Here is a 20,945-nt window from a genome sequence, read left to right as displayed (position 1 = left end):
ACAAGGCTGCTCCTACAAGGGATCGCGTCCCCCTGTAGGAGCAGCCTTGTGCTGCGAATGGGCTGCAAAGCAGCCCCTTACAATTTCACAGGCAAAAAAAAGCGGGAAACGCCGGATGGGGTCGGCGTTTCCCGCTTCAGCGTGAAGCAGAGAGGTTGCCGCTTAGAACTTGGCTTCCAGGTCCACCTGCAGGGTGTCTACGTCAGCATTGCTGTTCGGCAGCTGCGACAGATCTGTCTTGGCCATCAGGTAGGCAGCACCCAGGGAGAAGTTCTTGTCGATCTCGTAACCGACCTTGAACTTGTGACCACGCGAACCGGTGAAGCCGTTGCCAAAGTCCGAATCGGTGAACAGGCTGACCACCGCGTTACGCTGCACATCGCGGTAGTTGTAGTCCAGGCTCCAGGCTCCCACCTTGGTTTTCAAACCAGCCAGCCAGGCTTGATCTTCGCCATCGGTGCTCTCGGTATTCTTCACATACTGACCATAGGCCGACAATGGAATGGCCAAGCCGGTGAAATCGATCTGGCCAAAGCCTTCCACCAGATTGAACTCGTTGGTGGTGTTGCCGAACGACTGCAGGATGGCTGCTTCCTTGTCGTTGTCGTAACCATAGATGCTGGCACCCACGGTGAGCTTGAGCACGTCAGCAGGGGCGAACTTGGCGCCCAACTGGCCGTGGTAAACCTGCGCATCGTGCTTGTACTGGACACCATCACCATCGACGTTGTCTTTCAGGGTGTACTGACCCGCGCTGGCAAAGACTTCGGCTCCGCCCAGGTCAGCCTTGTAAGTGGCAGCCACACCTTCCGGGTTGATGTCGCTATCCCAGATGATGTCGCCCATGCTTACCCAAGGCTGTGGCATCTTGCCGCCAATGAGGTGCAGGTTAGGGACTGCAGTAGGGTGCCAGTCGAGGTAGGCGAGGTCGACCCACAGCGACTTCTTGTCAAAGTAGTTGTCGAGGCTCTGGTTGGTCGAGCGCCGGTCGGCGCTGCTGCCGGTGGCTATACGAACGCCGGCGTCGACCTGCGGGTTGATCTCGCTGTAGAAGCCGACACGGGCACGCACTCGCTGGCGGTCCTGGTTGCCGCTGCTGCTGTTCGGGTCATCGACGTTGACGTCTTCGTAACGCAGGCGCACGTCACCCTTGATCTGGGTCTTGGCGGCCCATGCCACTTTTTGTTCAAAGGAGCTCATACGTTCGGACTGAGCTTTCTGGTCGGCCTTTTCCTTGGTTTCTTTTGCCAGGTCGCCCTGCAGTTCGTTGTACTGCGCCTGGTTGATCGAGCCGTTGGCGCGGAGCATTTCGAGCAGCTTGGCGTCGACAGCAGCACTGGCCGGGGCGCTCAGAGCCAGCATCATGCCGGTGAGGCTCACTCCGGTAAGTGTAGAAACAAGACGCATAAGGTTCTCCCTACTGAAAAAAAATGGGGGAGGCTCAAGCGCCTGCCCCTGCGTTGGCATGTCTTCGGAAAGGGCCTGAATAGACAGGTTCTGGGGTTCCGGAAAACAGGCGCAAGTATTGCGGGGGCCAATGACAGATTAATGTCTAATTAGTGGCACTGTTGTTAAGTAATTGAGAGTAAAAGGATCAGCCCGGCTTTCGTCATTTGAGTGCGGAGCGTTCCTTGGGGATACTGAACGCCTTCAGACAGCGAGCCGAAACCGTGACCAGCCTGTATAGCCTTGCCCATTTGCGTGATTTTCCGGCGGCCACCTGGGATGCCCTGGTGCCGGCGGGCCAACCGTTCCTGCGCCATGCCTTCCTCAGCGCGATGGAAGACAGCGGCAGTGTGCAGCGCAACACCGGCTGGGCCGCCGAGCACCTGGTGCTGGAGCGTGACGGGCGGGTACGGGCGCTGCTGCCGGCATACCGCAAGTGGCACTCGTTTGGCGAGTATGTGTTCGATCACGGCTGGGCCGATGCTTGTGACCGGGCCGGTATTGCCTACTACCCCAAGCTGCTCGGCGCTGTGCCGTTCAGCCCGGTCAGCGGCCCACGCCTGCTGACGGCCGACCCGGCTGACGGTTTGCTTATGCTGCAGGCCCTGCCGGAGTATCTGGGCAAGGGCGGACTTTCCAGTGCGCACATCAACTTCACCGACCCGGCGCTGGACGCGCAGTTAGCGGGCCTGCCAGGGTGGTTGGAGCGCCTGGGCTGTCAGTTCCACTGGCAAAACCGGGGCTATCGCGACTTCCAGGATTTTCTCGACAGCCTGAGCTCGCGCAAGCGCAAGCAGATGCGCAAGGAGCGCGAGCAGGTGGCGGGGCAGGGTATCGACTTCCGCTGGTACCGCGGTGATGAACTGGACGAGGCACAGTGGGATTTCGTCTTTCTGTGCTATGCCAACACCTATGCGGTGCGCCGTCGTGCCCCCTACCTGACGCGCGAATTTTTCAGTCTGCTGGCCGAGCGCATGCCCGAGGCGGTGCGCGTGGTGATGGCCCGCCAGGGTGGGCGTGATGTGGCCATGGCCTTGAGCCTGGTGGGCGGCGATAGCCTGTTTGGCCGCTACTGGGGCTGCCTGGATGAGTTCGACCGGCTGCATTTCGAGACGTGTTTCTACCAGGGCATGGACTTTGCCATTGCCGAGGGTTACCAGCGTTTCGATGCCGGGGCACAGGGCGAGCACAAGTTGATACGCGGGTTTGAGCCTGTGTTGACGCGGTCCTGGCATTACCTGCTGCACCCGGGGTTGCGGCGGGCGGTGGAGGATTTCCTGCTGCAGGAGCGCGAAGGGGTCAAGGGGTATGCCGAGGAGGCGAGGGGGATGTTGCCCTACCGCCGGGACTGAGCATTTTGTGTTGCCTGTGCCGGCCTCTTCGCGGGCCTGCCCGCTCCCACAGGTATTGCACAGTTCTGACAGCCTGCGGTGATCCTGTGGGAGCGGGCAAGCCCGCGAAGAGGCCGGTGCAGGAGTCAGTCGACCCCGACAAAGCCCCCGGTCTGGTGGTGCCACAACCGGGCATACAACCCTTGTTGCTCCAGCAACTCAGCGTGGCTGCCACTTTCGACAATCCGGCCCTTGTCCAGCACCACCAGGCGGTCCATCCGGGCAATGGTCGACAGCCGGTGGGCAATGGCGATCACCGTCTTGCCTTGCATCAGCGTCTCCAGGCTTTCCTGGATGGCCGCCTCCACCTCCGAGTCCAGCGCTGAAGTGGCTTCGTCCATGATCAGGATCGGCGCGTTCTTCAACAGCACCCGGGCAATGGCGATGCGCTGGCGTTGGCCGCCCGACAACTTGACCCCGCGCTCACCCACATGGGCATCGAAGCCGGTGCGGCCTTGGGCGTCCGACAGTTGAGGGATGAACTCGTCGGCGCGGGCGCGGCGAACCGCTTCGTGCAACTCCGCCTCGCTGGCGCCGGGGCGGCCATACAGCAGGTTGTCGCGGATCGAGCGGTGCAGCAACGAGGTGTCCTGGGTGATCATGCCGATCTGCGCGCGCAGGCTGGCCTGGCTGACTTCGGCAATATTCTGGCCATCGATGAGGATGCGCCCGCCCTGCACGTCATAGAGGCGCAACAGCAGGTTGACCAACGTCGACTTGCCCGCGCCCGACGGGCCGATCAGGCCGATTTTTTCGCCCGGGCGAATGTTCAGGTCGAGCCCTTCGATCACGTTGGCACCCTTGCCATAGTGGAAGTCGACATCATCGAAATGCACCGCGCCGCGGCTGACCTTGAGCGCCGGCGCGTTGGGCGGGTCGGTGACGGTAACCGGCTGGGCGATGGTCTGCAGGCCGTCCTGGACCATGCCGATGTTCTCGAAGATGCCGTTGACCACCCACATGATCCAGCCCGACATGTTGACGATGCGGATCACCAGGCCAGTGGCCAGGGCGATGGCACCCACGGTGATCAGCGATTGGCTCCACAGCCACAGGGCAAGGCCGGTGGTGGCGACCACCAGCAGGCCGTTGAGGGTGGTGATGACCACGTCCATGCTGGTAATTACCCGTGAAGCCAGCTGGGTTTTCTCGGTTTGCTCGCGGATCGCCTCACGTGCGTACTGCTGCTCGTAGTCGGTGTGGGCGAACAGCTTCAGCGTCGCGATGTTGGTATAGCCGTCGACGATACGCCCCATGAGCTTGGAGCGAGCGTCGGACGAGATCACCGAGCGCTCCTTGACCCGTGGCACGAAGTAGAACAGCGCGGCGATGTAGCCGGCGATCCAGACCAGCAGCGGCAGCATCAGGCGCCAGTCGGCTTCTGCAAACAGCACCAGCGAGGTGATCGCATAGATCAGCACATGCCACAACGCGTCCACCGCCTGCACGGCAGAATCACGCAGCGAGTTGCCGGTCTGCATGATGCGCTGGGCAATGCGCCCGGCGAAGTCGCTCTGGAAGAAATTCAGGCTCTGCTTGAGCACATAGGTGTGGTTTTGCCAGCGGATCAGGCTGGTCATGCCGGGGTTGATGGTCTGGTGTACCAGCAGGTCGTGCAGGCCAAAAAACAACGGCCGCAGCAGCAGGATCACCACCAGCATCCAGATCAGTTCACCGCTGTGCTCGCTGAAGAAGCTGGCATTCGGCGTGCCCTGGGCCAGGTCGATGATGCGGCTGAGATAGCTGAACATCGCCACCTCGATCAGCGAGGCGAACAGGCCGACCACCAGCAGGGCGAGGAAGCTGGGCCAGACCTGGCGCAGGTAATACAGGTAGAACGGCCACACGGTGGTGGGGGGCGATTCACTGGGTGCTTCGCGAAAGATATCGATCAGCTGTTCAAAACGACGGTACAGCATGGGTAACGACACTCCTGTTCCATCCGGCCCTCAGGCGGTTGCACGTCCCTGTGCAGCCTGCGGTCAGTCGATGCGTTTGGCCGACTTGATGTAGACCGGGTCGGCCGGTACATCACGCATGCCTTTTTTGGTGGTGGTTTGCGAGTTGACGATCTGGTCGACCACGTCCATACCCTTGGTCACCTTGCCGAACACGGCGTACCCGGCGTCGCGCCCCGGGTTGAGGAAATCGTTGTCGGCTACGTTGATGAAGAACTGGCTGGTGGCGGAGTTCGGGTTGGAGGTGCGCGCCATCGACAGGGTGCCGCGGGTGTTCAGCAGGCCATTGCTGGCCTCGTTCTTGATCGGGTCGTTGGTGTTCTTCTGTACCATCTGGTCAGTAAAGCCGCCGCCCTGGACCATGAAGCCGGGGATCACGCGGTGGAAAATGGTGTTGTTGTAGAAGCCGCTGTCGACGTACTCGAGGAAGTTCTTGGTACTGATCGGCGCCTTCTCGGCGTTCAGCTCGATTTCGACCTGGCCGAAACTGGTGTCGAGCCTGACGTGCGGGGTCTTGTCGGAAGCCATGACGCTGGTGGCGAAGGCGACCGAGCAGGCGGTGAGCAGGAGTTTTTTCAGCATGGGCTCAAAGATCCTTGAGAGGTGGAAGCGGCTGCAAGGAACTGCAGCAGGGTCTGGTTGAAGACCTCGGGTTGATCGAGGGGCGTAGCGTGCCGGGAATCGTCGACAACGACCAGCCTGGCGTTCGGCATCAGGGCCACGTAACGCTCTTTCAGTTGTATCGGGGTGTAATCGTGGTCGGCGGCGATCACCAGGGTAGGACAGTGGATCTGCCCGATGCGTTCCTGCACGCCCCAGTCGACGATGGCGTCGAAGCTCTTGAGGTAGGCGCGTTTGTCATTGCGCGCCCAACGCTGGGCCATCTTCTGCCGCAGGTCTGCTTGATGGGGCTTGGGGAACAGGCGCTCGGCCAGGCCCTTGCCGACGGTTTCGACACTGAGCAGGCGCGCCAGGCCCCAGCGCTTGAGCCACCAGGCCCAGTCACTACGGGTGCGGCGCTTGACCTCGGGGGCGCTGTTGACGATGCACAGGCTGCGCAGCCATTGAGGGTGGTCTACAGCGAACTGAAAACCCACCATGCCGCCCATGGACAGGCCAACGAAGTGCACCGGGCCTGTGTGCAGGTGTTCGAGCAGGGCCAGCAGGTCGGCACTGAAGGTGGCGATCTGGTAGCCGTCCCGGGGCTTGTCGGAGCGACCGTGGCCGCGGATGTCCATGAGGATCACCCGGTAATGACGGCTGAGCACCGGCACCTGCAACTCCCAGTCCTGGCAGCTGGAGCCCAGGCCGTGCAGCAACACCAAGGGTTCGCCCTGGCCATATTCCTCGTAATGCAGTGCGCATCCTTCGTGTTCGAAATAGGCCATGGGCGCGGTCCTCTCAGGCTTGCGGGGGGGCTGCGAAGGGCACGTCCAGTGGCGCGGTGTCGAAGTTGCGCAGCAGGTCGATGAGAATCTGCGTGGCCGGGCCCAGGGTCTTCTCTTTGCTCGAATAAAGGTAGAACAGTGGGTGACGGCTGCCACCCTGATCCAGCTGCAGCGGTTTGAGCACGCCTTCAGTCAGCTCGCGCTCGATCATGTGCCGGGGCAGCCAGGCAAAGCCAAGGCCACTGCTGACAAAGGTGGCGGCAGTGCCCAGGCTGCCCACGGTCCAGCGCTGCTCGGCACCCAGCCAGCCGACGTCGCGTGGTTGTGCGCGGCCGGAGTCGCGGATAACTACCTGCAGCTGGCTTTCCAGGTCCTGGAAGGTGAGTTCCCGGCCCAGGCGGTGCAGGCTGTGTTCGGGGTGGGCGACGGCGACGAACTCCACCGCGCTCAGCTCGGCGCCCAGGTAGCCGCCAATGCTGTAGCTGCTGATGGCCAGGTCGGCGATACCTTCGTGCATCACTTCTTCTACGCCAGACAATACTTCTTCACGCAGGCGCACCCGGCAGCCGCGGCTTTGCGGCATGAACGCGGCCAGGGCACGTACCAGCCGCGCACTGGGGTAGGCGGCATCGACCACCAGCCGCACTTCGGCTTCCCAGCCTTGTTCCATGTGGTGGGCAAGGTCTTCGAGCTGGCTGGCCTGCTTGACCAGGTGGCGTGAGCGGCGCAGCAGCACGTTGCCCGCCTCGGTGAGTACCGCCTTGCGGCCGTCGATGCGCAGCAATGGCACGCCCAGTTGTTCCTGCATGCGGGCCACCGTGTAGCTGACCGAGGACTGCGAACGGTGCAGTGCCTCGGCGGCCTGGGCAAACCCACCGTGATCGACCACTGCTTGCAGGGTCCGCCACTGGTCAAGGGTTACGCGCGGCGCTTTCATCTTTCGCTCCTGTTGTCCTAAGCTGCGCTCTTTCAAGGAGAGCGGCCCATGAAGAAATGTTGTGCGGCAATACTGATGTGCCTGCCCCTCGGGGCCATGGCTTATCCCATCGACGTGGAGAAGGAACTGACCGGGGTCAAGCTCGACTACACCGCCTATGACACGGCCTACGACATTGGCGCCATTACCCTGAACAACTATGGGCAAGTACCGGCGGCGTGCAAGGTCACCTTTCGCAATGGCCCGGAAGCACCGCGGGTACGCCGGGTGAACGTTCCGGCCGGCAAAAGCGTCGATGTCACCGCCAAATTCAATCGGCAGATCATCAAACTGCGGATCGCCTTGAACTGCAGCGCGGAATAAAACTGATTAATCGATTGATTGAACCCACTTTTTACGCTTTTTTATCGATAGGTCAAGCCTTAATCTCACCTCCATCGAATCGCACCCTTTTGCCGATGGAGGCACCCCATGTCCCGCGTACTGATCATTGAAAGCAGCGCCCGCCAGCAGGATTCCGTTTCCCGTCAGCTGACCCGTGATTTCATCCAGCAATGGCAGGCCGCTCACCCGGCTGATCAGATTACTGTGCGTGACCTGGCCGTAGACCCGGTGCCGCACCTGGACGCCAACCTGCTGGGTGGCTGGATGAAGCCCGAAGAACAGCGCAGCGCCGCCGAACTGGATGCGCTGGCCCGTTCCAACCAATTGACGGATGAATTGCTGGCTACCGACGTGCTGGTGATGGCCGCACCCATGTACAACTTCACCATCCCCAGCACCCTCAAGGCCTGGCTGGACCACGTGCTGCGTGCCGGCATCACCTTCAAGTACACCCCCACTGGCCCGCAGGGCCTGCTGACCGGCAAGCGCGCCATCGTCCTGACTGCCCGCGGCGGTATCCATGCCGGCGCTACCAGCGACCACCAGGAACCGTACCTGCGCCAGGTGATGGCTTTCATCGGCATTCACGATGTCGACTTCATCCATGCCGAAGGCCTGAACATGAGCGGCGAGTTCCACGAGAAAGGTGTCAACCAGGCCAAGGCCAGGCTGGCGGCGGTGGCCTGAGGCTTCACGAATTCCCAACCCTGACACCTGTTTTTGCTCCTTTGGGTGTACTGCCCGGCCAATGGCCGGGCTTTTTTATTTTTTGTGCATATGCGGTCTGCTTGTGCTCTGTGTAGGAGCGGCCTTGTGTCGCGAAAGGGCTGCAAAGCAGCCCCGGCAATATGTGCTGCTGTGCAGAAATCCTGGGGGCGCTTCGCACCCCTTTCGCGACACAATGCCGCTCCCACAAAGACCGCGTTCGCCGTCACCCCTACATTCCTCATGGTTGAACTCATTCGCCGCAACCCGCTAAGGTCGCGGCCTTGATTACGAGAGGCAACCATGGGCTACCTGATAATCGTCGCGCTGATCCAGGCGTTTTCCTTCAGCCTGATCGGCGAGTACCTAGCCGGGCACGTCGACAGCTACTTCGCCGTGCTCGCACGGGTGCTGCTGGCCGGCCTGGTATTCCTGCCCCTGACCCGCTGGCGCCAGGTCGAACCGCGCTTCATGCGCTCGATGCTGTTGATCGGTGCCCTGCAATACGGCATCACCTACGTCTGCCTGTACCTGAGCTTCCGCGTACTCACGGTGCCAGAGGTGCTGCTATTCACCATCCTCACGCCGTTGCACGTGACGTTGATCGAAGACGCCATGAACCGGCGTTTCAACCCATGGGCACTGCTGGCTGCGCTGGTGGCGGTAGCCGGTGCCGCGGTGATCCGCTTCGACAGCATCAGCGGCGAGTTCTTCATCGGCTTCCTGTTGCTGCAACTGGCCAACTTCACCTATGCCGCCGGCCAGGTGCTGTACCGCCACCTGGTCGCGCGCAACCCCAGTGACCTGCCGCACTACGCCCGTTTTGGCTACTTCTACTTGGGGGCCTTGCTGGTGGTGCTGCCGGCCTTCCTGCTGTTCGGCAATGCCCAGCACCTGCCGAGTACCGATGTGCAATGGCTGGTGCTGCTGTTCCTGGGCCTATGCCCGACGGCGCTGGGCCTGTACTGGTGGAACAAGGGCGCGTGCATGGTTTCTGGCGGCACACTGGCGGTCATGAACAACCTGCATGTGCCGGTGGGGTTGCTGTTGAACCTGCTGATCTGGAACCAGCACGAGCCGCTAGGGCGGCTGTTCATTGGCGGCGGGATCATCCTGGCGTCGGTGTGGCTGAGCCGGTTGGGCGCACGCGCGCAGGCTCCGCTGGCCAACAAGGCCTGACATGCACACCATCTTCGTCATTGTTGCGCCGATCTTCGCCCTGATCCTGGTCGGTTATCTATGCCGCAAGACCAACAAGCTGGGTGACAAGGCCGCCGCCGAAATCAACAAGATGGTGGTCTGGCTGTGCCTGCCGGCGTTGCTGTTCAAGGTAACGGCCACTGCCACCTGGAGCGAGATTTGGCACCCGGGGTTCATCGCGGCCTTTGGCACGGGCGCCCTGGCCATGTTCGTGGTCACGCTGTTGTGGCGCCTGAACAGCGGCCATGGCCTGGTAGCATCTAGCATCGACGGGCTCAGTGCGGGGTACGCCAACACCGGCTATATAGGCATCCCGTTGTGCCTGCTGCTGTTCGGCCAGGCGGGCTTGCAGCCGGCGCTGATTTCATCGTTGATCGTGGTGTGCCTGGTGTTCGCCATTTCGCTGACCCTGATCGAAGTCGGGCTACAGGAGGAGCGGCGTATCGGTCGCGCCGTGGTGGTCGTTGGCAAGGCGCTGGCGAAGAACCCGCTGGTGATTTCGCCGCTGGCGGGGGCTGGCTGGGCCATGAGCGGGTTGGGGCTGGCCGAGCCGGTGCTGCATTTTCTGGACATGCTGGCGCTAGCCGCCACGCCGTGCGCCTTGGTATCGCTGGGTGCATTCCTGGCAGAAAAGCGTGCGGGTGCGCAAGCCAGCCCGTGGCCACTGGTGGGCTTGAAGCTGGTGGGGCAGCCGGCGTTGACCTGGGTGCTGGCATACAAGGTATTCAGCCTGCCGAGCATGTGGGCGGCTTCGGCGGTGCTGCTGGCGGCCCTGCCGACCGGCACCGGGCCGTTCATGCTGGCGGAGTATTACAACCGCGAGGCGGGGCTGATTTCCCGGACGATCCTGTTGTCGACCGTGGCATCGCTGGTGACCTTGACCGGGCTGTTGTACCTGCTAGGTTACGCGGGGTGATTCGGGGGCGCTTTGCGCCCCATTCGCAGCACAAGGCTGCTCCTACAGGGAACGCGTACATCTTGTAGGAGCAGCCTTGTGCTGCGAATGGGCTGCAAAGCAGCCCCGGCAATCTCAAACCTCGCTCATCTCTTCCAGCCGACGCGACACAGGCTCTTGCGCCGCACGCCCACTCAACCCCACCCGCATGTCATTGCCACTGGGCTGCTGATACAGGCTCAACCCGAACTCCGGCAACACCGCCAGCAAATAGTCGAAGATATCCCCCTGAATCCGCTCATAGTCCGCCCACACCGTGGTAGTGGTGAAGCAGTAGATCTCCAGCGGCACGCCTTCGGCCGTGGTCTGCATCTGCCGCACCATGCAGGTCATGTTCGGGTGCACGTTGGGGTGGTTTTTCAGGTAGGCCAGGGCAAACGCGCGGAAGGTGCCGATGTTGGTCAGCTTGCGGCGGTTGGCCGCCAGCTCGGCGACAGGCCCCAGGGCTTCGTTCCAGTTCTGCAGCTCCTGGCGCTTGCCGGCCAGGTAGTCGCCCAGCAACTGTACCTGGCTCAGTCGCTGCTCCTCTTCGCGGGTGAGGAAACGCACCCCGGCTGCATCGATGAACAGGCTGCGCTTGATCCGCCGGCCACCGGACTGCTGCATGCCGCGGTAGTTGCGGAACGACTCGCTCATCAGGCGCCAGGTGGGGATGGAGACAATCGTCTTGTCGAAGTTCTGCACCTTCACCGTGTGCAGGGTGATGTCCACTACGTCACCATCAGCACCCACCTGCGGCATTTCGATCCAGTCACCCACGTGCAGCATGTCGTTGCTGGTGAGTTGCACGCTGGCGACGAACGACAGCAGGGTGTCCTTGTACACCAACAGCAGCACCGCCGACATGGCACCCAGACCGGACAGCAGCAACAGCGGCGAGCGGTCGATCAGGGTGGCGACGATGACGATGGACGCGAAGATCCACAGCATCATCTTGGCCAGTTGCACGTAGCCCTTGATGGAGCGTGTGCGGGCGTGTTCGGTGCGGGCGTAGATGTCGAGCAGTGCATCCAGCAGGCACGACAGTGCCATGGTCATGAACAGCAGGGTAAAGGCCAGGGCGACATTGCCCAGGAAGTGCTGGGCAGTGTCGGACAGCTCCGGCACCAGCTTCAGGCCAAACTGCAGCACCAGCGAGGGCGTGGTTTGCGCCAGGCGGTGGAACACCTTGTTATGGCGCAGGTCGTCCAGCCACTTCAGGGCAGGCTGGCGGGCCAGCAGACGGGCGCCATGCAGCATCAGGAACCGCGCCAGGCGGCCGACCACCAGGGAAATCAGCAGCAGCACCGCCAGGCCGATGGCCGCGTGCAGCATGGGGTGTTGGTCGAGGGTGCCCCACAGGTCGAGGGAGTCACGCCAGATTCGTTGTATATCCATGGGTTTGGGTACAGTCTTGTTGTGAAACGAGGTGCCATTAGAGCGCGGATGGCGACAAAGTTGCCAAAAGAAATTCGGCTAAGGCGGCAGAAAACGTTACCCTATGCAACTGAATTTCCCGCACTTGCCTGAGGTTACCTCCGTGTTCTCCCAATTCGCCCTGCATGAACGCCTGCTTAAAGCCGTGGCCGAGCTTAAATTTGTCGAGCCGACCCCGGTGCAGGCCGCGGCCATCCCCCTGGCCCTGCAAGGGCGCGACCTGCGTGTGACTGCGCAGACCGGCAGTGGCAAGACGGCGGCCTTCGTACTGCCGCTGCTCAACCGCCTGGTCGACCTGAAAGGCGGGCGCGTCGAGATCCGTGCGCTGATCCTGCTGCCGACCCGCGAGCTGGCCCAGCAAACCTTGAAGCAGGTGGAGCTGTTCTCGCAGTTCACTTACATCAAGGCGGGCCTGGTGACCGGCGGCGAAGACTTCAAGGAGCAGGCCGCCATGCTGCGCAAGGTGCCGGACGTGCTGATCGGCACCCCGGGCCGCCTGCTTGAGCAGCTCAACGCCGGCAACCTCGACCTGTCCCACGTGCAGGTACTTATCCTCGACGAAGCCGACCGCATGCTGGATATGGGCTTTGCCGAAGACATGGAGCGCCTGTGCAAGGAGTGCGAGAACCGCGAGCAGACCCTGCTGTTCTCCGCCACCACCGGTGGCGCTGCCCTGCGCGATATCATCGGCAAGGTGCTGAAAGACCCTGAGCACCTGATGCTCAACAGCGTCTCGCAGCTGGCCGAAGGCACCCGCCAGCAGATCATCACCGCCGACCACGACCAGCACAAAGAGCACATCGCGCAGTGGCTGCTGGCCAACGAAACCTTCGACAAGGCGATCATCTTCACCAACACCCGCGCCATGGCCGACCGCATCTACGGTCACCTGGTGGCCAAGGACGTGAAGGCTTTCGTGTTGCACGGCGAGAAGGACCAGAAAGACCGCAAACTGGCCATCGAGCGCTTCAAGCAGGGCAGCTCCAAGGTGCTGGTGGCTACCGACGTGGCGGCTCGCGGCCTGGATATCGACGGCCTGGACCTGGTGATCAACTTCGACATGCCTCGCAGCGGTGACGAGTACGTACACCGCGTGGGCCGTACCGGCCGTGCCGGTGGCGAAGGCCTGGCGATCTCGCTGATCACCCACAACGACTGGAACCTGATGTCGAGCATCGAACGCTACCTCAAGCAGCAGTTCGAGCGCCGTGTGATCAAGGAAGTGAAAGGCACCTACAGCGGGCCGAAGAAGGTCAAGGCCTCGGGCAAGGCTGTTGGCGCCAAGAAGAAGAAAGTTGACAAGAAAACCGGCGACAAGAAAGCTGCCGCCAAGCGCAAGCCAACCGCCAAACCGCGGGCCAATGCACCTCTGGCCAGCGCTGACGGCCTGGCGCCGCTGAAAAAGCGCAAGCCTGCTGCTGAATAAGTAGCTATCAAGGCCCTATCGCCGGCAAGCCAGCTCCCACAGGAAACCCAGATGCTGAATTCAGCGGGACCTGTGGGAGCTGGCTTGCCGGCGATGGAGCCATCGAAGGCAACCGGTCAATCAGCCTTCTTCTCCGCCGTTTTCAGTTCCTTGATCCGCTGGTCTATCAGCTGGCACTTGTCGGGCAAGTCCTTGCTCGCCGTCCCTAGATCCATCCCTTGAAGCTCGTCGTTGATCTCCTTGGCCTTCTGCGGGTTCTGCTCGGTCAACTGGGTAACCAACCCGGCCAGCTCTTCACGTTTCTGCGTGGCTTCCTCCGGTGTGCAGGCCCAGGCGGGCAGGGCGCAGGACAGTGCAATGACGCAGGTAATCGGCAGCAGCGGTTTCATCCTTTTTACCTCTAGAGGTGGCTATGCGCGGTGGAACATTGCGGCGGCAAGCAAGTTCAGCCTTGGCGACCGATGGCGCAGAAGCGTTATCCCCTGGCGAGGTGAGGCCGCGCCGTCATGTCTATTTCCAACGCCTTCATCACGATCAGAAACGACTTCAGCGTAGGATTGCCATGCTCGCTGAATGACCTGTAAAGCTGCTCTCGGGACAGCCCAGTCTCTTTCGCCAGTTCGCTCATGCCCTTGGCGCGTGCAACCACGCCGACAGCTTTAGCGACATAGCTGGCATCGCCGGTTTCAAGTGCATCGGTTATGAACTGCGCGATTGCTTCAGGTGTAGTGAGGTACGCGGCAGGATCGAATTCAGAGAAGGTTTCAGTCATTTTGCATCCTCCACGAACGCAGAATCTGGATTCGGGTTTCTTCATCAAGTGAATGTAGTTTTTAAACTACACAAGACGAGACAGCAAATGGTTTCTGTCTATTGCTGCCTGCGCGGCTTCAGACCGTGGCATCCATCCAGCCTTCATCTCTCGGAACACCGCTTGCGCCGGCAGGTCCCAACCTGTGTACCCATTCCGTCCACAGCAGGAGCCCGTAGCCATGAGCATCGCCTACGATTGGGACCTGATCGAACGTTTGCTGCACGAAGTGCAGAACGGCGCCGGTCACAGCTTTACGCCACGCCCCTATGCCGAACAGCACGCCGCGGCGCAGGCCGCCAAAGGTGAGCCGGTGGGGGACCTGGACCACCTTAAAACCCATGCTTGCGAGTATGAAAAGTTGCTGTTCGAGCGTGGCTTCATCGAAAGCCGCCCGGAAGAAGAGGGCGGCAATGGCGAAAACTTCGTGCTGACCGAGCGCGGGTTACGCTTGTTGAGCCTGATCGACAGCAGCATCCCGGGCTTCGAACACCCGCGCCAGGTGCTGGACGAACAGGCGGATGCGCTGGATGAGGCAACCTTCGAACAGGTGTCTTCGAAGGCGCAGATCGCTTGAGGTCGTTTTGAGGCTGGCAAGAGCGGGTAGGGAAACCCGATAATCGGTAGCTTCTGAATACTGCCGAGCCTTTGCCCATGCCTTCTATCACCCCACAGGCCCGCCTATGAGCGCGGTCCGCAAGAACCCTGACGCCTTTGCCTTTCAGGTGATGCTGGGGCTGTGCCTGATCTGGGGTTGCCAGCAGGTGCTGATCAAGACCGCCGCCGTCGACATCGCGCCGGTGATGCAGGCCGCGCTGCGCAATGGCATCGCAGCTGTGCTGGTGGCGCTGATGCTGTGCTGGCGCGGTGGCTGGGATCAGGTCGGCAGCACATGGCGCGCGGGTTTGCTCGCGGGCGGGCTGTTCGGTGTGGAATTCCTGTTCATCGCCGAAGGCCTGAAGCTGACGTCGGCGGCGCACATGTCGGTGTTTCTCTATACCGCACCGGTGTTCACCGCGTTGGGCCTGCACTTCCGGCTACCCAGCGAGCGGCTGCGTTTTTTGCAGTGGCTGGGGATTTTGTTGGCATTTGGCGGCATAGCCATGGCGTTTGCTGGCGGCATGTCGTTCGAGGAAATGGATGGCCGGATGCTGCTGGGCGATGCCTTTGGCGTGATCGCCGGGCTGGCCTGGGGCGCTACCACAGTCGTGGTGCGCTGCTCGCGGCTGTCGGAAGCACCGGCTACCTTGACCTTGTTCTATCAGCTGGCGGTAGGTTTTGCAGGCCTGTTGCTGATTGCCTTGCTTAGCGGGCAGATCGGCGCTGTATCGCTGACACCCTTGGCGATGGGCAGTGTGCTGTTCCAGGGGGTTGTGGTGTCGTTCATCAGTTACCTGACCTGGTTCTGGTTGCTGCGCAAATACCTGGCGTCCAACCTGGCGGTGTTTTCGTTCATTACCCCGCTGTTCGGGGTGACCTTTGGGGTGCTGCTGCTGGATGAGCCGTTGAGCGTCAATTTCGTGATCGGCGCGCTGTTGGTGTTGCTGGGCGTGGTTCTGGTGAGTGCCGAGCCTTGGGTGAAGCAACAACTGCGCAAGCTGGTGGGTTGAAGGTTGCCTGTGCTGGCCCCATCGCCGGCAAGCTAGCTCCTACAGGAGTACATCAGGCCTTGAAGTGGTACGTATACCTGTGGGAGCTGGCTTGCCGGCGATAGTGCCCGTGCAGGCAAAATCAGCTGCTCAGGCTGTACGGGCTACTGGCTGGCAACCTTGAGTGCTCTGCCCACTGGTCATGACCAGCACGCCCGCCAGCCCCAGCCCCACCGCCGCCAGCACTAACGCCGGCTGCAGGCCGCCGCTGTAATGGCTACTGACCGCAGCCAACAACGGCCCGCTCAACTGCCCCAGGGCAAAGCACGCGGTCAGCAGCCCGGCATTGCGTTGTGTGGCATGCGGTGCCAACTCCCGCGAGCGTTGCATCACCAGTTGCATGCAGGCCAGGAACGGCCCGCCACACAGCACCACTCCCAGCGCCAACCCGATACCCCCGCCCATCAGGCAGGCCAGCACGCCAAGCCCTTGCAACCACAAGGTGGCGGTGAGCCAGGTCGAGGTGCGGCCACCACGGCGCAGGCTCACCAGCATCACTCCCAGCGCTGCCGACAGGCCAAACGCCGGCCAGAACAGGTCGGCCATCCACTGCCCGCGAAACTGCTGGTTGGCCATCTGTGAGAGGAAGGTGGCTGGCAGGATGTAACCCACGCCGTACAGCGCGTATACCAGCGCCAGGCGGCCAATGCCGACGCTGCGGGTCGGGCCCGGGTGCGAGGGCGATGAGGTTGGCGCAGCTTGTATAACGCGTGGCAACCAAGGCCGCACGGCCAGCAGCATCACCAGCGCGGCCACGGCATAGATCAGCCACAGTGCTGCCGAGCCCAGCCCAGCCAAGTGCGCCACCAGTGCCAACAGGCCGGTCACGGCGATGCCCAGGCCGGGCCCTGCAAACACCAGGGCACCCAGCCGTTGGTGATTGTGTGCGTTGGCCACCTGTTGGCTGAGGCTGGTGATCATCACCAGCACCCAGGCACTGGCCACGCCGGTGCCAAAGCGCAGCAGCAGGTGGCTCCAGAACCCGTCGGCGGCCCATGAGGCCAGGGTCAGCAGCACGCACAGCCACAGCCCCCCATCCAGGCGCAGGCGCACCTGGCCGGGTGAGCGGGCGAACATGGCGTCCACCGCGCCAATGAAATAGCCCAGGTAGTTGGCGGCCGCGACCAGCCCGGCGACCGTCAGGTCGAACTGGCCTTCGGCGATCAGTTGCGGCAGTTGGGGGGTGAGGGCAAAACGGCCGATGCCCATGGCCATCATCAGCGCCACGGCGCTGGCCAGCAGTTGAATGAGGGGCGACATGACAGGTCTCCTGCACGGATGTAAGCGATGACTGGCAGGTTAGGGCGGTTTCATTTTCAATAAAATTGAATAATGATGATAAAGTTGTTCTGTTTTGGAGAATGCTGTGGAATTCAGCCAGCTGCGTATCTTCCAGGCCGTGGCCGAGGAAGGCTCGGTCACCCGTGCCGCCGAACGCTTGCACCGTGTGCCATCGAACCTGTCGACGCGTTTGCGCCAGCTTGAGGAGCAACTGGGTGTCGAGTTGTTCCTGCGTGAGCGCCAGCGCCTGCAGCTGTCGCCGGCCGGCAAGGTGCTGCTGGAGTACGCCAACCGCCTGTCGGCCTTGCGCGACGAGGCGCTGGCCGCTGTGCGCGGCGGCCAGCCGGCCGGCGACTTCGTGCTGGGGACCATGTACAGCACCGCTGCGACCCACCTGCCAGCGTTGCTGGCGCGTTATCACCAGGCCTACCCCGCGGTGAACCTGCAGGTGCGCGCAGCGCCTAGCGGCGAGTTGCTTGAAGGCCTGCTTGGCCACACACTGGACGCTGCCTTGGTAGATGGCCCGCCGAGCCTGGCCGGGCTGGATGGCGTGCCGCTGTGCGAAGAGCAGCTGGTGCTGATCACCAGCCCCGAGCACCCAGCGGTGCACACTGCCAAGGATGTGGCGAGCAAGGCGGTGTTCACCTTCCGCCAGGGCTGTTCGTACCGCATGCGCCTGGAGGCGTGGTATGCCCATGCCCACACGCCGATGGGCCGGGTGATGGAGATTGAGTCGTACCAGAGCATGCTGGCCTGCGTGATCGCCGGTGCAGGCGTGGCGATGATGGCCCAGTCGATGCTCGACAGCCTGCCTGGGCGCACCCAGGTAAGGGTGCACCCGCTGCAGGCGCCGTTCGATCAGGCGGTCACCTGGCTGATGTGGCGCCAGGGTATGCGTGGGGCGAATTTGCAGGCGTGGATCGACCTGCAACAATGCGAAACGATTAACCAGTCGTCGGAATGCGCCGCTACGGCTTGATCCGCGTCAAAATGGCCCTTATCTGTAAGAGCATAGGCATGCGTAATACAGGACATCAGGCTATGATCTGTATGAAACATCCCAGGATTGATTCGCCGTGAGGCTGACCCGTCAAGGGGGCATTATGAATAAACCACTGTCCAACTGGCTCCACGACCTGGCGGTCGCCCTGGGGCTGATTCCACCACCCTTGCAGCCGGTGCCGATCCCGACTGACGAAGAGCAGCGCAAACGCCAACCGCGTCGTCGCTGATTGAACAAAAAGGCCGCTGCACCTGGGTGGGTGTAGCGGCCTTTTTGTGTCCGAGAGTTGATGGTTATCTCTTCTGGCCCTATCGCCGGCAAGCCAGCTCCTACAGATACTGCGCAAGCCTCAGGCCCTGTGCATTCTTTGTGGGAACTGCCTTGCCGGCGATAGGGCCGCTTCAGGCTAATGGTCAGGCCAGATTCACCGCACCGACTGGTTTGCGCGACATCAGGCTAACCGCTACGAAGCTCACCAAGCCGATCGCCAGGCTGTAGTAGATCGGCGTGTTGGCTTCCAGCCCGTCCTTGAACATGAACAGCAGCGCGGTGGCAAAGCCCAGCGACATGCTGGCAATCGCGCCGGCGGTGGTCGCACGCTTCCAGAAGATCGCCCCGATCAGCGGGATCAGCATGCCACCGACCAACAGGTTGTAGGCCAGGGTCAGTGCATTGATCACATCGTTCACCATCAGCGCGATGCCCAGCACCACCAGGCCGGTGAGCAGGGTGAACAGGCGGCTCATGCCCAGGCTCGACTGCTTGCCGCCACGCAGCTTGGGCAGCAGGTCTTCGGTCACGGTGGTCGAGGCGGCCAGCAGGCCGGCACTGGCGGTGGACATCATGGCTGCCAGGGCTGCGGCCATCAGCAGGCCACGGATGCCATCGGGCAGGGTGCTTTTGATCATCTCGGCAAAGGCGTTGTTCGGGTTGGCCAGGTCGGGCATCAGCACATGCGCGGCCATGCCGATGGCGGCGCAGGCCAGGCCGTACACCACACAGTACACACCGGCAACGGTACCGGCACGCTGGCAGACCTTTTCGTCACGCGCGGTGAACACCCGCTGCCAGATATCCTGGCCGATGAGGATGCCGAAGAAGTAGATCAGGAAGTAGGTGATGATGGTGTCCCAGCCAATGGTGGTCAGCTGGAAGCTGGCCGCTGGCAGTTTGGCCACCAGGGTGTCCCAGCCACCGGCCTTGTACAGGCACACCGGCAGCAGGATGAACATCAGGCCGACGGTCTTGATCACGAACTGGACGATGTCGGTCAGGGTCAGCGACCACATGCCGCCAATGGTGGAGTACAGCACCACCACACCGCCGCCGAGCAGCAGCGAAGCCCAGAACGGCAGATCCAGCAGCACCTGCAATACGGTGGCCATGGCCAGGGTCGAGGTGACGCCGATCATCAGTGCGTAAGCCAGCATGATCACGGCGCTGGCCTGGCGTGCGGTGGGGTTGTAGCGTTGCTCAAGCACCTGGGTCACGGTGAATATGCGCAGGCGCAGCAACGGTTTGGCCAGGAACAGGTTGATGGCGATGATGCCCAGGCCCAGGGCTGCGCACAGCCAGAAGCCGGAAATGCCATGGACGTAGCCCAGGCGCACGGTGCCGACGGTGGAAGCGCCACCGAGCACGGTGGTGGCCATGGTGCCCATGTACAGCACAGGGCCCAGGTTGCGCCCGGCTACCAGGTAGTCTTCATGGGTTTTTGCGCGCCGCATGCCATACCAGCCAAGCCCGAGCATGCCGGCGGTATAGATCATTACAACAATGATGTCCAAGGCCATTGGGGGTCTCCCGATTATCTTTATTATGGCGAGATCGACCACGCGGGCGGCTTGCGGCGCCCGGCGGTCTTGTCGTGTTGTTGGCGGGCCTCTGTGGCCCTCCCTCATGGCTCCTGCCGGGGTGTAGCGGTATTAACGACGCACGACGCCTGGTAGCACGCAGAGCATCTCGAACAGCAGGTTGGCGCCGAGCAGCGAGGTGTTGCCGGTGGTGTCGTAAGGCGGGGAGACTTCGACGAGGTCACAGCCGATCAGGTCCAGGCCGTGGCAGCCGCGAATGATCTCCATCGCCTGGATGGTGGTCAAGCCGCCGATTTCCGGAGTGCCGGTACCGGGCGCCCAGGCCGGGTCGATGCCGTCGATGTCGAACGACAGGTAAACCGGGCCGCCGCCGACCTTTTCCCGGACTTCGGCCATCAGTGGCTCCAGCGATTTGTGCCAGCACTCTTCGGCCTGAACCACGCGGAAGCCCTGGCGGCGGCTCCAGTTGAAGTCATCGGCGGTGTAGCCCTGGGCGCGCAGGCCGATCTGTACCACGCGGTCGCAATCAAGCAGGCCTTCTTCCACGGCGCGGCGGAAGGTGGTGCCGTGGGCGATCTTTTCGCCGAACATGTGGTCGTTGACGTCGGCGTGGGCATCGATGTGCACCAGGCCGATCTTGCCGTGCTTCTTGTGCAGCGCACGCAGGATCGGCAGGGTGATGGTGTGGTCACCGCCCAGGGTCATCGGGATGACGTTGTGCTCGACGATCTCGTCATACGCTTCTTCGATGATGCGCACGGCGTCCAGCAGGTTGAAGGTGTTGATCGCCACGTCACCGATGTCGGCCACCGACAGCGAGTCGAACGGGGCGGCACCGGTGGCCATGTTGTACGGGCGGATCATCACCGATTCGGCGCGGATCTGCCGTGGGCCGAAGCGGGTGCCAGAGCGCAGCGAGGTACCGATGTCCAGGGGCACGCCGATGAAGGCAGCATCCAGGCCTTGGGCACTTTGCAGGTGGGGGAGACGGAGCATGGTGGCGATGCCGCCGAAACGCGGCATTTCGTTGCCGCCCAGTGGTTGGTGGAGAGTCTTGTCCACGGTGGGCCTCATCAGTCGGTCGATTGTTTTGTTTGTTCGAACCTGTGCCGCCGCGCGCCTTTCAAGTGTGGTTTTGCCGGCGGGCAGGGACATTTCGGCCAAGTCTGCTCAAGGTAGTG

General features: G+C 62.2%; 21 protein-coding genes. 10 read left to right on the top strand and 11 right to left on the bottom strand.

The window, feature by feature from the left end:
- Positions 1-162: 162 nt before the first annotated feature.
- Entirely contained in the window at positions 163-1,407 is a 1,245-nt protein-coding gene (locus E8E78_RS27465) for a putative porin (RefSeq protein WP_019473637.1), read from the bottom strand.
- 263 nt (positions 1,408-1,670) lie between these two features.
- Between E8E78_RS27465 and E8E78_RS27460 the strand changes: the two genes are divergently transcribed.
- Positions 1,671-2,798 carry a GNAT family N-acetyltransferase gene (locus E8E78_RS27460; protein WP_049274465.1) on the top strand — a complete coding sequence of 376 codons (1,128 nt, stop codon included), beginning with the start codon at positions 1,671-1,673 and terminating at the stop codon, positions 2,796-2,798.
- Between the two features lie 125 nt (positions 2,799-2,923).
- Here E8E78_RS27460 and E8E78_RS27455 read toward each other — a convergent pair whose 3' ends face one another.
- The 4 genes from E8E78_RS27455 to E8E78_RS27440 form a co-directional block, all read right to left on the bottom strand.
- On the bottom strand, positions 2,924-4,756 hold the full coding sequence (locus E8E78_RS27455) for an ABC transporter ATP-binding protein (protein ID WP_049274450.1): 1,833 nt from the start codon (positions 4,754-4,756) through the stop codon (positions 2,924-2,926).
- 63 nt (positions 4,757-4,819) lie between these two features.
- Positions 4,820-5,377 carry a peptidylprolyl isomerase gene (locus E8E78_RS27450; protein ID WP_049274451.1) on the bottom strand — a complete coding sequence of 186 codons (558 nt, stop codon included), beginning with the start codon at positions 5,375-5,377 and terminating at the stop codon, positions 4,820-4,822.
- Positions 5,371-6,183, bottom strand: coding sequence for an alpha/beta hydrolase (locus E8E78_RS27445; RefSeq protein WP_016498437.1), 813 nt, complete (start codon positions 6,181-6,183; stop codon positions 5,371-5,373). Before E8E78_RS27445 ends, E8E78_RS27450 begins: the two co-directional genes overlap by 7 nt.
- 13 nt (positions 6,184-6,196) lie before the next feature.
- Positions 6,197-7,120: a LysR family transcriptional regulator gene (locus E8E78_RS27440; RefSeq protein ID WP_016498438.1), complete on the bottom strand. Its 924-nt coding sequence runs from the start codon at positions 7,118-7,120 to the stop codon at positions 6,197-6,199.
- Between the two features lie 48 nt (positions 7,121-7,168).
- Here E8E78_RS27440 and E8E78_RS27435 point away from each other — a divergent pair, with 48 nt between their 5' ends.
- The 4 genes from E8E78_RS27435 to E8E78_RS27420 all read left to right on the top strand — a co-directional run bounded on the left by E8E78_RS27435 (position 7,169) and on the right by E8E78_RS27420 (position 10,325).
- Positions 7,169-7,483 (top strand): hypothetical protein, encoded by a 315-nt coding sequence (locus E8E78_RS27435; RefSeq protein WP_012051530.1) that lies wholly within the window; start codon positions 7,169-7,171, stop codon positions 7,481-7,483.
- Positions 7,484-7,591: 108 nt separating this feature from the next.
- Entirely contained in the window at positions 7,592-8,191 is a 600-nt protein-coding gene (locus E8E78_RS27430; RefSeq protein WP_061203413.1) for an FMN-dependent NADH-azoreductase, read from the top strand.
- Between the two features lie 321 nt (positions 8,192-8,512).
- Positions 8,513-9,388 carry a carboxylate/amino acid/amine transporter gene (locus E8E78_RS27425; RefSeq protein ID WP_049274453.1) on the top strand — a complete coding sequence of 292 codons (876 nt, stop codon included), beginning with the start codon at positions 8,513-8,515 and terminating at the stop codon, positions 9,386-9,388.
- A gap of 1 nt (position 9,389) precedes the next feature.
- Entirely contained in the window at positions 9,390-10,325 is a 936-nt protein-coding gene (locus tag E8E78_RS27420; RefSeq protein WP_049274455.1) for an AEC family transporter, read from the top strand.
- Positions 10,326-10,439: 114 nt separating this feature from the next.
- On the opposite strand, the gene E8E78_RS27415 is transcribed toward E8E78_RS27420, so the two are convergent.
- Positions 10,440-11,741 carry a mechanosensitive ion channel family protein gene (locus E8E78_RS27415; RefSeq protein ID WP_049274457.1) on the bottom strand — a complete coding sequence of 434 codons (1,302 nt, stop codon included), beginning with the start codon at positions 11,739-11,741 and terminating at the stop codon, positions 10,440-10,442.
- A 103-nt stretch (positions 11,742-11,844) separates the two neighbouring features.
- Here E8E78_RS27415 and E8E78_RS27410 point away from each other — a divergent pair, with 103 nt between their 5' ends.
- A complete protein-coding gene (locus tag E8E78_RS27410; RefSeq protein WP_019473861.1) occupies positions 11,845-13,206 on the top strand; it encodes a DEAD/DEAH box helicase in 1,362 nt (453 codons plus the stop codon).
- Positions 13,207-13,322: 116 nt separating this feature from the next.
- Here E8E78_RS27410 and E8E78_RS27405 read toward each other — a convergent pair whose 3' ends face one another.
- Positions 13,323-13,595: a hypothetical protein gene (locus tag E8E78_RS27405; protein ID WP_049274459.1), complete on the bottom strand. Its 273-nt coding sequence runs from the start codon at positions 13,593-13,595 to the stop codon at positions 13,323-13,325.
- 86 nt (positions 13,596-13,681) lie between these two features.
- A complete protein-coding gene (locus E8E78_RS27400; protein ID WP_049274460.1) occupies positions 13,682-13,978 on the bottom strand; it encodes an addiction module antidote protein in 297 nt (98 codons plus the stop codon).
- A 220-nt stretch (positions 13,979-14,198) separates the two neighbouring features.
- Here E8E78_RS27400 and E8E78_RS27395 point away from each other — a divergent pair, with 220 nt between their 5' ends.
- Together E8E78_RS27395 and E8E78_RS27390 are read left to right on the top strand one after the other, a co-directional pair.
- Positions 14,199-14,594: a hypothetical protein gene (locus E8E78_RS27395; RefSeq protein WP_016498447.1), complete on the top strand. Its 396-nt coding sequence runs from the start codon at positions 14,199-14,201 to the stop codon at positions 14,592-14,594.
- Positions 14,595-14,700: 106 nt separating this feature from the next.
- Positions 14,701-15,627 carry a DMT family transporter gene (locus E8E78_RS27390; protein WP_174371489.1) on the top strand — a complete coding sequence of 309 codons (927 nt, stop codon included), beginning with the start codon at positions 14,701-14,703 and terminating at the stop codon, positions 15,625-15,627.
- Between the two features lie 129 nt (positions 15,628-15,756).
- Here the strand turns inward: E8E78_RS27390 and E8E78_RS27385 are convergent, their stop codons facing one another.
- A complete protein-coding gene (locus tag E8E78_RS27385; protein WP_280314454.1) occupies positions 15,757-16,926 on the bottom strand; it encodes an MFS transporter in 1,170 nt (389 codons plus the stop codon).
- Positions 16,927-17,032: 106 nt separating this feature from the next.
- Between E8E78_RS27385 and E8E78_RS27380 the strand changes: the two genes are divergently transcribed.
- Positions 17,033-17,926: a LysR family transcriptional regulator gene (locus E8E78_RS27380; protein ID WP_059394743.1), complete on the top strand. Its 894-nt coding sequence runs from the start codon at positions 17,033-17,035 to the stop codon at positions 17,924-17,926.
- A 124-nt stretch (positions 17,927-18,050) separates the two neighbouring features.
- Positions 18,051-18,179 (top strand): PA1414 family protein, encoded by a 129-nt coding sequence (locus E8E78_RS27375; RefSeq protein WP_009683677.1) that lies wholly within the window; start codon positions 18,051-18,053, stop codon positions 18,177-18,179.
- 184 nt (positions 18,180-18,363) lie between these two features.
- On the opposite strand, the gene E8E78_RS27370 is transcribed toward E8E78_RS27375, so the two are convergent.
- The gene (locus E8E78_RS27370) at positions 18,364-19,743 is read right to left on the bottom strand and encodes a sodium:solute symporter (protein WP_016498451.1); all 1,380 of its coding nucleotides are present in this window, start codon (positions 19,741-19,743) and stop codon (positions 18,364-18,366) included.
- A 132-nt stretch (positions 19,744-19,875) separates the two neighbouring features.
- Complete coding sequence (gene speB, locus E8E78_RS27365; protein ID WP_016498452.1) at positions 19,876-20,826, bottom strand: agmatinase; 951 nt, start codon at positions 20,824-20,826, stop codon at positions 19,876-19,878.
- Between the last annotated feature and the right edge of the window lie 119 nt (positions 20,827-20,945).

The sequence above is a fragment of the Pseudomonas sp. BN505 genome (genome assembly GCF_029873175.1).
Taxonomy (GTDB): Bacteria; Pseudomonadota; Gammaproteobacteria; order Pseudomonadales; family Pseudomonadaceae; genus Aquipseudomonas; species Aquipseudomonas putida.
Note: the sequence above shows the minus strand (reverse complement) of the source record. Positions and strands in the feature narration are given on the sequence as shown.